Consider the following 15,018-nt stretch of genomic DNA (forward strand, 5'->3'; position numbering starts at 1 on the left):
TTAAAATGCATTTAATTCATCCATGACCTGTTTGACACAGATATCCATGTTCAGGTACTGAAATTTGCCAAGCCTCCCCATGAACAAAGTGTCGGTCAATTGATGTGCAGCATCTTGATATGCCTTATACCTACAGATGGATTCCGGTGTCAGTATAGGGTATGACGGTAAGGGTGACACTTGATCAGATCCTGAATCAGCCGGATATTCATAGCACAGGCTGGTTTTTGGATGCTTTTGCTGAGTCATGTGCTTGAATTCTGTTGCACGAGTGTACTCATGGTCGTTGGGATAATTGACAACCGCTACAGGCAGATAATATTCCTGATCATAGGTTTTAAAATCAAAATGAATACCCCGGTATGGAAGAGCTCCGTTCTGGTAATTAAAAAACTCATCGATAGGCCCCGTGAAAATCAATGCTTTAAAATTTATAGTCTTTTGAATATCCTGAAAAGTCTTCCCGGTAATCAGTTTAATGTTCGGGTGATCGAGCATGCGTTTGAACATAGCTGTATAACCATTTTCCGGTATCCCTTGATAGGGGTCTGTAAAAAATGTGTCATCCCGGTTGAAACGTATCGGGATTCGTGCCGTAATTTCAGGTGCTAGTTGCCTGGCATCCATTCCCCATTGTTTGCGAGTATAATTTTTAAAAAATTTGTTATAAATAGTTTTTCCCATGCGTGAAATAACCATGTCTTCAGCATTTTCTATTTTAAGCAAATCAATTTTTTCTTTTTCCAGGTAAGAAATTACGTCATTCCGGGTAAAGGTTTTGTTGAATAGTTGTTCAAACGTATTGATATTGATAGGAAAAGAAATGTGTTTTTTATCAACAAAAGCTTTAACATGATGAATATAATCTATCCAGTTTGTGAATTGGGACAGGTAGTCCCAGACACTTTTATGCTGGGTATGAAAAATATGCGGGCCGTATAAGTGTATTAACAGACCGTCTTTGTTAATACAATCATAACAGTTGCCGCCAATATGGGTTCGTTTTTCATCGATCAAAACACGTAAGTTTTTTTCCCTTGCCAGGATACTGGCAGCCGTTATGCCGGTGATACCAGCACCTATAATTAGGACATCAAATGATTTCAATGATAGATCACCCTTGTTTTTTTATTAAATAATTTAAAGATAAACCCTTTGAAAAAACCCAAAGCAAACCGTGCCATAAATTTGTGTTTTAAAACGGGTGAGAAATAAAGCGGCAGCCATCGGATGCCGTTGATGAACAACAACCATTTTATTATCAAACTATATTTTGATGATGCAAAAGATGCACCAACTGCATATCCTTTTGCGGTGTCAGTATATACCAGAGGTGGGTGGTAGTATATCAAATCTTTTGCCTTAATTGCTTTTTTGCCGGTTGCAATGAACCGGATGGCCAGTTCAACATCTTCCTGACCCACAAAATTTGAATCAAAACCATTGAGTGCCTCAAGACACTTTTTACGATATGCCATGCAGCGGTTGGTGAAAAAAAACGGATCGTGAAAAAAATATTGGCCCTTTATAAGGGCAAAAGAGGCCTGTCCCTTTGGCATGATTCCATCAATAGATGGGTCTTGATCAAATTTGCAGCAAAGTGTTTTTAAAAATTTTGTGTCACCAATGACGGTATCATCATCGAGAAATAAAATGATTTCACCCCGGGCTTTTGAAAGGCCGAAGTTGCGCATAAAACCCATTTTCCCCCATCCGTGATCCGGTGCATAGTACTCGATGTTCAAGTCAGAGAATTTGCCTGACAGGGCATCACCCTGAATTGAACCGCCCCGGTCTTCAACTATAACGACCTGGAAACTGTTTTTGGGGAAACACTGGGAATTGAGGTTATGAAGAATCGTCTCCATCAGGTCATATCGTTTATAAAATATGAATACACAGCTCAAGGCCACCTGATTTTTTTTGAAATCAAAAAGATCTCCTTTTGGTGGCTTTTTTAGTATTGATTTTAGAATGGTGTCACGCATAATTTTGTGCTCTTTTAAACAATTGGCTGATTCCTTCGGTGATATCCAATGGTGTAATTTGAAGCAGGCATGCTCTGGCATTCGGGCAGGGCAGTGTGGTGCCGAAAAGAGTGCATGGGCTGCACGAAATATTTTTATTAATGACAATATGCTTTTTCTCTTTTGGGGCCCATTTTTTAGCGATACCGGGTCCAAAAAGACTTATGGTGGGAATATTACAGATGACACCAAGATGAAGAATCCCTGAATCTGTACTGATTAAAAACTGCGTTTTTTTAAATAATTGCACGGTCTGAGCGATAGAAAGTCTACCGCAAAAATTTAAAAGTGGCTTTTTGCATTTATTTGTAATGTTTTTACATTGTTTGATTTCTGTTTGTCCGCCAATGAGCACTGGAGTATAATTATTTTCTTGAAGCCAGTCAATTGTTTGAGCCCATCGTTTTTCAGGCCATAGCCGTTCTTTAATGCTTGCACCTGTAAAAAGGCATACAAGTTTGTTCTCCAAGTCATGTATCTTTCCAGGAACAGGTTCGGTTTTAAAATAATCGGTGTGAAATTTAAAGGGTGTTTTAAAATCAGCCACACAAGAAAAAAGACGCCAGAACATTTTTGCTTCATACATGTCCTGATGATAATCCACAGATCGAGTATAGCTTTTTTCCCGGCCATTTGTTTTGAATCCGACTTTGATCTTTGTCTTAAACAATCGAGTAATGATAGCAGATAAAAAGTGGAACTGTTCCGTATCAATGACTACAGTGTAAGGCTTGAGCAAGACAAAAAATAGAGACAAAGGATTGTGGTAGGAGTAGATATTGTTTACAAATGCCAAGTTTTTAAAAATATTGGCATTCCTGGGTTCACACAATATGTCCAAGCTTATTTCGCTCTGGATGAAAAGCTCTTTGAGCGCTGGTAACAACAGCAAGGCATCACCCATACCTCCCGGTCGGATGACCAGAACTCTTCCCTTGATTGGAAGGTTTATTTTTTTCTGAGGTTGTTGAGGCAACACCTTTAATAAAAAAGGGCCGATTAACTGGTCAACTTTTTTGATCAAAAAGATCGTTTTTTCCATATTTCATAAATCACTATGGTTAAAAATAATAAGAAAATCAAAAAGGTCAGCATGGGTTGCCAGTCAGATCAACGGGTTTTGATGGGGTCTGAGCTAGGTCGTCTAAAAACACGAAAACAAAGAGGAACATCATAGTTAACGGTTGAATCCGTGCCGCCCATAAAACACCGATGACGGCAGCTTGTAACGGATTAACAGTCCCCGCCAGATAAGGATGAAAAACAACTCCTTATAGCGATATAATCGATTCACTATTTGGGTAAAAACAAAAAGCAATTTCTGCTCACCTTATTTCATCTGCGGTCCTAAATCAGTCAACAGGCTCAATTTTATCCAGGCGGTAGCGCATGGACCGCAGGCTTAGATTCAAATAATCCGCAGCCTTGCTTTTATTACCGCCGGCCAGTTCCATGGCTTTTTTAAGATAGGCCCGCTCTATGGTGGAAATAATCTCATCCAGATCAACCCCTTGTTCCACTTCATTCAGATCAAAGCGTCTCCCATCAATACCCTCAACCCATCTGCGTTTTTTGTGCATGGAGATGGTCAGACTTTCCGGAAGGATAATATTGGTGGAAGAAAGGGCCACACTCCGTTCGATTAAATTCTCAAGTTCCCTGACATTACCGGGAAAACTATATTTATTCAAAAAATCGATGGCATAGGAAGACAGCTTCACAAAAGCCTTTCCCATTTTTTGAGAATATTTTTCAGCAAAATGCTTGGCCAGCAGTTCCACATCCCCTTTTCTATCCTTTAACGGGGGGACCTTAATGGGAATCACATTCAATCTAAAGAAAAGATCTTCCCGGAAATTTCCTTCAATGACCTCCTGCTCGAGCTTTTTATTGGTGGCGGAGATAATTCTCACATCCACATCGATTTCTTTTGTCCCCCCCACGGGTTTAAAAGAGGTTTCCTGGACCGCCCGCAAGAGCTTGACCTGCAGAATAGGGGTCAATTCGCCGATCTCATCCAGAAAAATGGTCCCATGATTGGCGGCTTCAAACAATCCTTTCTTGTCACTGACGGCTCCGGTAAAAGACCCCTTGACATGTCCGAAGAATTCACTTTCTATTAGCGTATCCGGAATCCCCCCGCAATTGACCACCACAAACGGCTGATCCCCTCTGTTGGAATTCTCATGAATGGCTCTTGCAATCAATTCCTTTCCTGTACCGCTTTCCCCGGTGATCAACACATTGGTTTTTGTGGGGCTGATTTGTTCAATCCGTTTATAAATGGCCTGCATTCCCGGACTTTTCCCGATAATCCGGTTGAAGTGTATACTACTCTGAAGCTCTGATGAGGTACTCTCTTTTTCATGATCCAGGGTCTTGAGTTCCAGCGCCCTTTGGATGGTATGTTTAAGCTCATTATTATCAAAGGGTTTGGGGACAAAATCATAAGCCCCTTCATTCATGGCCTCAACCGCAATCTCTGTGGTTGAGTAAGCCGATATCATGATAACAACGGTATTCGGATTTTTCTTTTTTGCACCCCGTAAAACGTCCAGGCCCGTGATGTCACCCAGCCGAATATCAGACAAGACAAGGTCATAATCATTTTTTTCAATCTTTTTCAGGGCCTGTTTGCCATTTTTAGCATCTGATACCTTATAGCCTTGTTTGGATAATAACACATCAAGAAACTCGCACATGCTTGTTTCATCGTCAACAACAAGAATACTGGGTGTTTTGTTCATCATACCACGCTTTTTAATCGTTAAGGTTTAATCCCGTTGATAGACAACCCTGCCATCGACCATGGTTAAAAAAGTACTGCCCTTGATCTTCATCCCGGAAAAGGGGGTGTTGCGGCTTTTGGATCGAAATGTTTCAGGGTCAATTTCATAGGTATCTTCAGGATCGATAAGGGTCAAATCTGCTGTATTCCCCGGTTTGATATCGTTGTTCATACCGATTATTTTTGCGGGGTGTTTTGCCATTTTATTGACCAGTTCTGTCAAAGTCAAAACGCCGTCCTGAACCAGTTTTAATGACAGGGGCAAAGAGGTTTCCAATCCCACAATACCAAAAGCGGCCCTGTCAAATTCAACATCTTTTTCCACCACGCTGTGAGGGGCGTGGTCCGATGCAATTAAATCAATTGTACCGTCTGCAAGCCCGTGAATAATGGCCTGTCTGTCTTCCTCGGAACGTAACGGCGGATTCATTTTAAAATTGGTATTGTAGTCTTTTACATCCGCATCGGTTAACGTAAAATAATGCGGCGCTGTTTCGCAGGTGATGTTCACCCCTCTTTTCTTTGCCTGCCGGATGGCTTCCACAGACTCTCTGGTACTGATATGACAAAAATGAACTGATGCGCCGGTGAGTTCTGACAGTGCAATGTCTCTGACAACCATAATACTTTCAGCCGCGTTGGGGATGCCTTTTATGCCCCAGGATGTCGCAAAAGGACCTTCGTTCATGGACCCGCCATCGGCCATGCTGACGTCTTCAGCATGGACAAAAATCGGCATCTCCAGACCTTTGCAATACTCCAGGGCCCGCCGCATCAGGTTTGAATTTTCAACCGGCTTGCCATCATCGGTGACGGCAACAATCCCGGCCTGTTTCATGTCATATATTTCCGCAAGGGCTTGCCCCATGGATCCCTGGGTGATGGCCCCGGCCGGATATACTTTTGAAAGCCCCAGTTCCTTTGCACGCTGGAGAATAAACTGTGTTACCTGACGATTATCGTTCACAGGCAGTGTATTGGGCATGGCGCAGACCGCTGTAAAGCCCCCTCTGGCCGCTGCCAAAAGTCCTGTTTCAATGGTTTCTTTATATTCGTGCCCAGGCTCTCTCAAATGAACATGGATATCGATCAACCCGGGCACCACGATCATGCCCCGGGCATCTATGGTCTCCATATCTGCTGCCGTCCGGACATTTTCCGGATCCACAACAGCATCTATCAGGTGATCATTAATGATGATATCTTTTTTACCATCTATATTTCCCGGATCAACAACCCGTGCTCCTTTAATGCGCATCAGCATGTCTGCCCCCTCCTGCTAACAGGTAAAATAATGCCATCCGCAGGGCCACACCATTGGTGACCTGCTCCAGAATAATGGAATTATCAGCATCTGCCACCTCACTGGATATTTCAACCCCCCGGTTCATTGGCCCGGGATGCATGACGATGACCTCTTTATTTGCCAGCTTCAGCCGGGCCTTGTTCAGTCCGAACAAGGTGGCATATTCCCTTTCCGTAGGGAAAAGGATGCTGCCCTGTCTTTCTTTTTGAATCCTGAGCATCATGATGACATCGGCCCCATCAATACAGGTCTCCATGGTGGGGGATACAGTGCATCCAGACCGTTCTATACCCTTGGGAATCATGGTTCCCGGTGCACAGATGGAAACAGCAGCGCCCATTTTTAAAAATCCTGTAATATCGGAGCGTGCCACTCTTGAGTGGGCAATATCACCGATAATGGACACCTTTAACCCCTCAATTTTCCCTTTTCTTTCCCTGACACTCATCATGTCCAGCAACGCCTGGGAGGGGTGTGCATGGATGCCATCCCCCGCATTAATCACCGACGCATTGACGCGTTTTGCAATTAAGTGAGGCGCCCCCGAAGACGGGTGACGTAGCACAATAATATCCGGCTTCATGGCTTCAAGGTTTTTAGCGGTATCTATCAGCGTCTCACCTTTGACAATACTGGAGGAACTCTTAGAAAGGGAAAGACTGTCTGCAGAAAGCCGTTTGGCTGCCGTGTCAAAGGAAAGCTTGGTTCTTGTTGAAGGCTCCTGGAAAAAAAGGACAATGGTTTTGCCTCTTAAAGTGGGGACTTTTTTTACAGGTCGTTCTGAAATCTCCTTCATCCCCTGGGCTGTATCGAGAATCATTGAAATTTCATGGGGTTCTAAAGATTCGATATCAAGAATATCTTTTTTTGCAAACCGCATATGGCACCCTTATAGTAATATATCACCGATTCTGTTCCACCTGACCCCGAATTTGTTCTTGTTCCATGACCAGTAAATGATAAAGGCTTTACCTTTGACGGCCTTTAGGTCAACAAACCCCCAGAATCTGCTGTCATGGCTGTTGTCACGGTTATCTCCCATGACAAATAGATTGTTATCCGGCACGGTAATTTTTCTCAGATTATCCCGGGGACTGACCATTCCAGGGTATACTTGGTTGGTTTTATAAACCGCATACGGCTCACCTTCAACCAACGTGTCATTTACATACAATTTTTTATTGATGATTTCCAAGGTATCCCCTCCAACGGCTATCACGCGCTTGATGAAATCCTTGGAAGGATCTTCAGGGTACTTGAATACAACGATATCCCCCTTTTGAGGATCTTTAACCGGAATCAATGTTTTCCCATCCGTAAACGGAATTTTTACCCCGTAGATAAATTTATTGACCAGAATCTGATCTCCGATTTGAAGCGTTTCCAGCATGGAACCGGAGGGGATCTTAAATGCTTGAACGATAAATGTTCTGATAAACATGGCAATAATAATCGCTATGACGATTGCCTCTATATTTTCCCGCAAAGAACTCTTGGGTTTTTTTTCTGCCATTTTATATCCTTATCGCTTCATCTAATAGAACATGTGCTGGGGTTGACCTAAAAAGAATTTTGCCTTCTGGATGGATTTTTTCAAGAGATCAGCTATTTTTCTTGCCTTTACCATGGAGGATAAAGGGACGGTGGAAATTTTTCTGCCCTTGACCATGATGGAACCACTTTTCAGTTCAGCATAGCTGACCTGACCGTAGGATTTTGAAATGCCTTCCGGATAATCATACCCATAATCAATGATCTGGGTGAAAATGTCTTCATCTGAAACCGATGTGAATTTAAGGATCTCTTCGTTTAAAATCGGAATGGGAATGCCCAAACCAACGGACAACGAGACACCATAACCTCGAATACTTTGCCCCACAAGCCAATCGGGTGACATTTCTTTTAAATCCCCCATCACGGAAAGGGTTCCGGCCGGTGTAACAGGTACGCCGTTCAATCCTCTTTCAACTTGATGTTTATGCTGGGTACCGGTCCATGTGACATAGCCCTGGGCGCCCCCCAGAAAAATCCGGGTGCCCACACCAATGGTTTTTAAATACGGGTCATTTAATAACGGGCTAAGCTCGCCGGATGTTGAATAATTGGCATTCCCCATGTCCGATTTTAATGTTCCCATATAGGTATATTTAATTTTGTTGGATTTGTTAATGGCACAATTATAATTTTGATAGGCGTTTCGAGGATTACACAACATGGCATTGGGCAAGTCTTTTAAGGTAACCAGTTTTTCAATTTTCCGATTGGGGTAACAATCCGTACCATAACTTTCAGCCCGGATATGCACTTGCTTTCCGGCAACCAGGTCCTGGATCACGTGCCCTCCCCCATAATTGAATTCACCAGGATGACGTTTGTTTAACGGGTCATCTTCACAGGTCTGGGTGGCCCCCAGATAACAGTCCACTGCTGCCAGCCCTGAGTATGCCTCTACATTATTGAACCAGGTTTTTGTGGTTCGAACCAGGGGTCTGGACTGGCCGATATTGATGAACGCCCCGGAAGAACACATGGGGGCAAAGGTTCCGGTGGTGACCACATCCACTTTTTTTGCGGCTTCAACAATCCCCTCTTTTTTCGCAATCTCAATAATCTCTTCTGCCGTCACGACCACTGCCTCGCCGGCTGCAATTTTTTTATTTATCTGTTCAATCGTTTTGTTCACTTTATATTCACTCATAATCACCCTTATTCTGTTGTGGGGACAGATTTAACAACTGCCCCCTTATTGTCCCCTTACAAAATCAATTTTTGATGTAATGTTATTTTTAATCCATGTACCATCCCACCATTCCACAGGATTGACAAAAACATTATGAACAATCATTGAAAAATGCAGATGATCGCCGCCGGCAAGCCCTGTTAATCCGGTGGCACCAATATTATCGCCTTTTTCAACCAGATCGCCTTCATTTACGGAAATCTGATTTAAATGGGCATAGAGACTGCAAAGCCCGAATCCGTGATCAATTATCACGGTATTGCCAAATATGCCGACAAATTGTGTTAAAATTACCCTGCCGGAATTGGCAGCCTTTACGGATGCATTGGCCGTTGACGCCAGATCAACCCCCATATGAACCGCCCGGTCGATCTCTTGGCCGTTATGTTTATATATTCTTCGATCAGCAAATCCTGCCCTTCTTGCCGAACCCTTTAATCTTAAAAATATGCCGTCCCAATATTTTTTATTTTCTGTTTTTTGGGGTACCTTCAAGATGGTTTCAACGTTCTTCGTCCTGAGTTCACCGTTGATGTATAAAAATTTATTCAGTAATGGCGTTTTCCCCGTCTGGAAAGATTCACTCCTGTCTCCAATATCAAAATCCGGCATCTTTCGTTTGAGAAAACGATCAGAAATATTTAAGACATCTGTTTTAAAATTTTTATCCCGAATATAATGATGGAATCCTCTTTGGGTTATGTTTCCAGCCATATCTTCAGCAATGACAGCGATCTGGCTGCCCGGGCCCTGGCGGTGGCTTAACGCGAAAAAAGCCGTATGGATCTGTTGATCCTCAAACAACCCCGGATGACCTGGAAAAAAATTATCCCCTACTTTGACACCACTTTTTACATTTTCCTCAAACAACCGATACATGACAATACCGGCACCGCCTCTTTCTACATTATGCCGTTTGGTTAAGACGATGACCTTGGGTGGAATTGAATCAATGATCACCTTTTTTTCCGTATATGAAATATTGCCCTTGTTCCACCCGCGCCATGAAAAATCAGACACCATTATTCGGAAGACGGCCTCACCATCTGTCATTCCATATTTCCAAAACTGAACCGGTATGATAAAATTGTCCTGTGTTATTTTTGAATCTGAAAGTACCCCTAAAAAGCGGGAAGATGCATATTTTTTTTCAAGCAAAACCTTTTCTCGGCCCTGCTGCATGATGGATACCATGATTTTGCGAAGGCCGGTTTCCCGATCTGTCACATGAACAGACATCTCATAGGATTTTTTCAAATATAACGATGGTATTTGAATATCAACCACCGGTTCTTGATTTTCAAATTTATTAAACAGCACCCAGGCAATGGGAAGGAAAACAATGAGAAACAGAACTAAAACCACACCTCTTTTCATCAATAATACCTATCTTTTCAGGAAGTTAGTATAAGATTATACAAATTGACAGTAAAATAGCAGCTATGGTCGAACTTATCAAGCAATTTTCCATTCTTGACTTTAGGGAGCTCAAAATAGTATTTAGCCTCAAACCCAATTATTTAGGACAGACGTATGAACAACTTTTTTTTTAATTTGATTGATGGACCTGATCCCAAATTTTTTTTGATAGCAGGCCCTTGTGTTATTGAAAATTATGACACCACTTTTCTGGTGGCCAGCCATTTGAAAAAAATCACCCGCCGGCTGGATATTCCCTTTATCTTCAAAGCCTCCTTTGACAAAGCCAACCGGACATCCATTCACTCTTTCCGGGGACCGGGGTTTGATGAGGGCTTAAGGATTCTTAACACGATTAAAAAGGAACTGGGGGTCCGGGTTATTTCAGACATTCATTTACCAGACCAGGCTGAAAAAGCGGCAAACGTTCTGGATGTCATCCAAATACCGGCCTTTTTGTGCCGGCAGACGGACTTAATCCTGGCAGCCTGTCATACCGACAAACCCGTCAACATCAAAAAAGGACAATTTTTATCCCCCCTGGAATGCCGCAATATCTTGAACAAGGCCAAAGAATCCGGCAATCCAAACATCTGTATTACGGAAAGAGGGTCCTGCTTTGGCTATAATAACCTTGTGGTGGATTTTCGGGCCATCCCCATTATTAAGGCATTGGGTGCCCCCATTGTCTTTGATGCGACCCACAGTGTTCAGCTCCCGGGCGGGGCCATGGATTCTTCTGCCGGAGAACGACAGTTTGTGCCAACCTTATCTAAGGCCGCCATTGCTGCAGGGGCTGATGGATTGTTCGTTGAAACCCATCCGGACCCCGAAAAAGCCCTGTGTGACGGGCCGAACTCATTGCCATTGAACGCTATGGAAGTACTTTTATCCACCCTTGTCTCTGTTAAAAAAGCGGTGGGATAAGTCCTATGGAACCTCAGATTGAAACCATAGACCTCTTGCTGCTGGATGTGGATGGCGTATTAACAGATGGGCGCATCACCTATTCAGACTCAGGAGAACAGATAAAAAGTTTTCATTCACGGGATGGCTTAGGATTAAGGTTGTTAATGGATGAAGGCATTGGGGTCGGCATCATTTCCGGTCGAACATCAAAGGCCTTGGAATACCGGTGTAAAAACCTTGGAATAACCTTATTGTTTTCCGGTATACGTGACAAATCCAAAGCCCTTGACACCATTACCACCCAAACAGGAACACCCGCTGAACGAATCGCTTTTGTCGGAGACGATCTGATTGATCTTCCGGTCATGAAACGGGTCGGTATCTCTTTTTGTGTGGCAGACGCCTGTCAAGACGTTCAAGATCATGCTGACATTATCACATGCCGGAAAGGGGGTCAGGGAGCGGTCAGGGAAATCTGTGAGCGTATTTTGAAAGCAAAAGGCCTATGGGACAAGATCCTTCATCGCTACCTGTCATGACATCTTCTTTAAGCCAAAAACTGAGGTATCCCTTGATCGGGTTGCTGGTATTGATGATTGTCATCATCAGCGGTTTTTTTTATTTTGACACCTTCTTCTCAATACCTGTTCAAATGAATGATGTTAAAATAGATAGCAACGCCGCCTTGAAATTGAATGTGTTAAACCAGATCTCGAAAAAAAACGGGATAACAGAGTGGGCGTTGAAAGCCACTTCTGCCACGCTCTTAAAAAATGAAGACAAGGCGGTCCTCATTGATGTTTCCATCATTTTTTTTACACGAGACAATCAAAAGATTCAGCTGACGTCCAGGGAAGGCATTCTCCATACCAAAACCCATGATATGATCTTTTCGGATACGGTCGTGGTAACCTATGAAACTTCTGTCCTGAGAACTGATAAGTTGCATTATAATAAAAAAGAACATATAATATATTCTGATACGCATGTAACACTTGAGAAAGGAAACTCTGTCATTGAAGCGGATTCAATGACCACCAGACTCAATGACAATTATACCATTTTAAAGGGGCATGTCAGGGGAAATTTCAGTGAAAAATTTGATGTTCAATAAAAACTGGGTTGTTTTTCTTATTGCTTTTCTGCTGGTTGGGGCTGAACCGTTTTGTCGAATATCAGTGGTTTGTTCCCAGCCCCCCCCCCCTTCCAAAAACGATCAGGTTCATGTTGTCTCCGATAAAATGGTGGCACAAAAAGACACCGCCATGGTTGAGTTCATTGGGCATGTCAAGGCCACAAGCGGTGATTCTATTGTTTATGCTGATTCCATTAAAATTTATTTTATGGATGGGGGTAAAAACACCGGGACGCAAAACAATGTAAAAAAAATTGTTTCAACCGGAAATGTTAAATACACTGCTGGTAAGCGAAACGCAATTGCCGACAAAGCCGTTTATACAACCCGGGACAGGGTATTGGTTCTCACCGGCAATGCGCCAAAATTGATAACAGGATCCAGTTTTGTAATCGGGAAAAAGATTACCCTTTTTAGAGAAAACGACAAGGTCGTAGTGGAAAGTGACGGTACCAAAAGAGTTGAAGCCTTTTTTAATCCTGAAGATAATATCACTGACAAACAATAATGACACAACTGGTATTAAAAAATCTTGTAAAAACATATGGCAGCAAAACCGTTGTCGATCATGTCGGTCTGACAGTGAAACAAGGACAAGTAACAGGCCTTTTAGGACCAAACGGAGCGGGAAAAACAACCACCTTTTATATGACGGTGGGATTGATCAAACCCGATAGCGGTGCCGTTCTGATTGATGGGGATGATATCACGCACTATCCCATGTATATCCGGGCACGAAAAGGGGTTGGCTACCTTCCCCAGGAATCAAGTATTTTCAAAAAACTGACGGTAAAACAAAATATCACCGCCATACTTGAAGTATTACCCCAACGAGGAATTGATATTGAACAAAAGGCCATGGATCTGATGAAAGAGCTGGGCATTGTCCGCCTTGCGGGCCAACGGGCGGCCTCCCTTTCCGGAGGAGAACGGCGGCGGCTTGAAATTTCAAGAGTCCTTGCCACAGATCCCTTGTTTATTCTTCTGGATGAACCCTTTGCAGGCATTGACCCTTTAGCTGTCATTGATATTCAGCAAATAATTTATCAGTTGACTAAAAAGGGAATAGGCGTTTTAATATCAGATCATAATGTGAGAGAAACCTTAGGGGTTTGTGATAATGCGTATATTGTGAACCAAGGCAAAGTTATTGAATCAGGAAACCCTGATGAAATCATTTCAAGCAAAATAGCTAAAAAAATCTATCTGGGAGAAAATTTCAAACTCTAATATGGAACTTGGACTACAACAAAGTTTAATTTTGACGCAGCAGCTGGTTATGACACCTCAGCTTCAACAGGCCATCAAGCTACTCCAATTGTCTCGCCTGGAGCTTGCTGAGATGATTCAACAGGAAATGGAACAAAACCCTGCCCTGGAAGAAGCCGGGGTAGAAGAGCTGTCTGATAAAAATATCACCGCCCTGGAAAGTGACACCCCTTCCCCGGAAAAAGAAGTCCCCGTAAAAGAAGTCACGATTGAAGAAAAAGTAAGAACGGATATGGACTGGGAAAATTACATTAATGAATATAATTCCACAGGAAGGGTCTATACGGAATCCGAAAACACAGAAGCCCCCAACTATGAAGCCTTTACTTCAGAAAAGAAAACACTGCAGGACCATCTGAAATGGCAGTTAATGCTCTATGGCCTCAGTGAAGAAGAAGAGAGAACAGGGCATATCATTATTGGCAATCTGAACCGGGATGGGTATTTGTGCAGTGATCTTGACGAGATCGCCAAAACGTCCGGATCTGAAATAGAACGGGTGGAAGACATTCTTTCCATACTTCAAACGTTTGATCCCCCTGGGGTTTGTGCCAGAGATCTTCGGGAGACCCTTTTAATACAGTCTCAGCAACTGGGTATTGATAATCCCATCATAACTGAAATCATCAATAACCATTTAAAAAATATTGAAAATAGAAATACCAAAAAAATTGCCAAGGCATTGAAAATATCGCTGGATGATGTCCGGGCAGCGGTAAAAATTATTCAATATCTTGAGCCCAAGCCCGGTCGAAAATTTTCTACGGATGAACCTGCCTATATCACACCTGATATATATGTTTATAAGCAGGGCGACGATTTTAAAATTGTTATGAATGATGATGGACTGCCCAAACTTAAAATCAACCAATTTTATAAGAATGCCATTACCAATGGCCGTAAAATTTCAAAAGATGCAAAAAATTACCTCAATGAAAAAATGCAGTCTGCATCCTGGTTGATAAAAAGTATTCACCAACGTCAAAAAACCATTTACCTTGTCATGGAAAGTATCCTTAAATTCCAGAAAGATTTTTTTGATAAAGGGATTGCCTATTTAAGACCATTGATCCTAAAGGATATCGCAGAAGATATTGAAATGCATGAATCCACTATCAGTCGTGTGACAACCAACAAATACGCCCACACCCCCCAGGGCATCTACGAACTCAAATATTTCTTCAACAGCTCCATCAAACGGGTATTTGGCGAAGATATCGCCTCGGCCAGCGTGCAGGAAGGCTCCTAGAGCAGTCGGGCGAAGAGGTCAGTCGCCCGTCGTCCTCGACTTGATGAGTGGAGCGGAACTCCGCCGTGCGCCCTAGATCGCTGAAGAGACACCCGGTTGGCTCTGTCACCAGTGCTCAGGTGTGTCGAAGTGTATGAAGAGCCTCATGGATGGCATCGATCGCGCTCTCGATCAAA

15 protein-coding genes are annotated in these 15,018 nt (G+C 42.8%); 6 read left to right on the plus strand and 9 right to left on the minus strand.

Features of this window, described 5'->3' with window-relative positions; genetic code table 11:
- The 9 genes from glf to Q1Q15_RS13965 all read right to left on the minus strand — a co-directional run bounded on the left by glf (nt 1) and on the right by Q1Q15_RS13965 (nt 10,238).
- Nucleotides 1-1,107 carry a UDP-galactopyranose mutase gene (gene glf, locus Q1Q15_RS13925; protein ID WP_300460987.1) on the minus strand — a complete coding sequence of 369 codons (1,107 nt, stop codon included), beginning with the start codon at nt 1,105-1,107 and terminating at the stop codon, nt 1-3.
- Nucleotides 1,104-1,988 carry a glycosyltransferase gene (locus tag Q1Q15_RS13930; RefSeq protein ID WP_300460990.1) on the minus strand — a complete coding sequence of 295 codons (885 nt, stop codon included), beginning with the start codon at nt 1,986-1,988 and terminating at the stop codon, nt 1,104-1,106. The genes glf and Q1Q15_RS13930 overlap by 4 nt, the downstream gene beginning before the upstream one ends.
- Nucleotides 1,981-2,931 (minus strand): glycosyltransferase family 9 protein, encoded by a 951-nt coding sequence (locus tag Q1Q15_RS13935; RefSeq protein ID WP_300460994.1) that lies wholly within the window; start codon nt 2,929-2,931, stop codon nt 1,981-1,983. Before Q1Q15_RS13935 ends, Q1Q15_RS13930 begins: the two co-directional genes overlap by 8 nt.
- Before the next feature lie 448 nt (nt 2,932-3,379).
- Nucleotides 3,380-4,777, minus strand: coding sequence for a sigma-54 dependent transcriptional regulator (locus tag Q1Q15_RS13940; protein ID WP_300460997.1), 1,398 nt, complete (start codon nt 4,775-4,777; stop codon nt 3,380-3,382).
- A gap of 24 nt (nt 4,778-4,801) precedes the next feature.
- Nucleotides 4,802-6,079: a dihydroorotase gene (locus tag Q1Q15_RS13945; RefSeq protein WP_300461000.1), complete on the minus strand. Its 1,278-nt coding sequence runs from the start codon at nt 6,077-6,079 to the stop codon at nt 4,802-4,804.
- Nucleotides 6,063-7,001 carry an aspartate carbamoyltransferase catalytic subunit gene (locus tag Q1Q15_RS13950; RefSeq protein ID WP_300461003.1) on the minus strand — a complete coding sequence of 313 codons (939 nt, stop codon included), beginning with the start codon at nt 6,999-7,001 and terminating at the stop codon, nt 6,063-6,065. Before Q1Q15_RS13950 ends, Q1Q15_RS13945 begins: the two co-directional genes overlap by 17 nt.
- 9 nt (nt 7,002-7,010) lie before the next feature.
- Nucleotides 7,011-7,634, minus strand: coding sequence for a signal peptidase I (gene lepB / locus Q1Q15_RS13955; protein ID WP_300461005.1), 624 nt, complete (start codon nt 7,632-7,634; stop codon nt 7,011-7,013).
- A 21-nt stretch (nt 7,635-7,655) separates the two neighbouring features.
- Entirely contained in the window at nt 7,656-8,819 is a 1,164-nt protein-coding gene (locus tag Q1Q15_RS13960; RefSeq protein ID WP_300461008.1) for a homocysteine biosynthesis protein, read from the minus strand.
- A 45-nt stretch (nt 8,820-8,864) separates the two neighbouring features.
- Nucleotides 8,865-10,238, minus strand: coding sequence for a M23 family metallopeptidase (locus Q1Q15_RS13965; protein WP_300461010.1), 1,374 nt, complete (start codon nt 10,236-10,238; stop codon nt 8,865-8,867).
- Between the two features lie 156 nt (nt 10,239-10,394).
- On the opposite strand from Q1Q15_RS13965, the gene kdsA reads away from it, so the two are divergent.
- The 6 genes from kdsA to rpoN are packed head-to-tail and all read left to right on the plus strand — an operon-like array spanning nt 10,395 to nt 14,842.
- Nucleotides 10,395-11,207 carry a 3-deoxy-8-phosphooctulonate synthase gene (gene kdsA, locus Q1Q15_RS13970; protein WP_300461013.1) on the plus strand — a complete coding sequence of 271 codons (813 nt, stop codon included), beginning with the start codon at nt 10,395-10,397 and terminating at the stop codon, nt 11,205-11,207.
- A gap of 5 nt (nt 11,208-11,212) precedes the next feature.
- Nucleotides 11,213-11,728 carry an HAD hydrolase family protein gene (locus tag Q1Q15_RS13975; protein ID WP_300461016.1) on the plus strand — a complete coding sequence of 172 codons (516 nt, stop codon included), beginning with the start codon at nt 11,213-11,215 and terminating at the stop codon, nt 11,726-11,728.
- Nucleotides 11,695-12,303: an LPS export ABC transporter periplasmic protein LptC gene (lptC, locus tag Q1Q15_RS13980; RefSeq protein WP_300461018.1), complete on the plus strand. Its 609-nt coding sequence runs from the start codon at nt 11,695-11,697 to the stop codon at nt 12,301-12,303. The genes Q1Q15_RS13975 and lptC overlap by 34 nt, the downstream gene beginning before the upstream one ends.
- Entirely contained in the window at nt 12,281-12,832 is a 552-nt protein-coding gene (locus Q1Q15_RS13985) for an LptA/OstA family protein (protein WP_300461021.1), read from the plus strand. The genes lptC and Q1Q15_RS13985 overlap by 23 nt, the downstream gene beginning before the upstream one ends.
- Complete coding sequence (gene lptB / locus Q1Q15_RS13990) at nt 12,832-13,554, plus strand: LPS export ABC transporter ATP-binding protein (protein ID WP_300461023.1); 723 nt, start codon at nt 12,832-12,834, stop codon at nt 13,552-13,554. The genes Q1Q15_RS13985 and lptB overlap by 1 nt, the downstream gene beginning before the upstream one ends.
- Before the next feature lies 1 nt (nt 13,555).
- Complete coding sequence (gene rpoN / locus Q1Q15_RS13995) at nt 13,556-14,842, plus strand: RNA polymerase factor sigma-54 (protein ID WP_300461026.1); 1,287 nt, start codon at nt 13,556-13,558, stop codon at nt 14,840-14,842.
- Nucleotides 14,843-15,018: the final 176 nt, after the last annotated feature.

The sequence above is a fragment of the Desulfobacula sp. genome, from assembly GCF_030145145.1.
Classification (GTDB): Bacteria; Desulfobacterota; Desulfobacteria; order Desulfobacterales; family Desulfobacteraceae; genus Desulfobacula.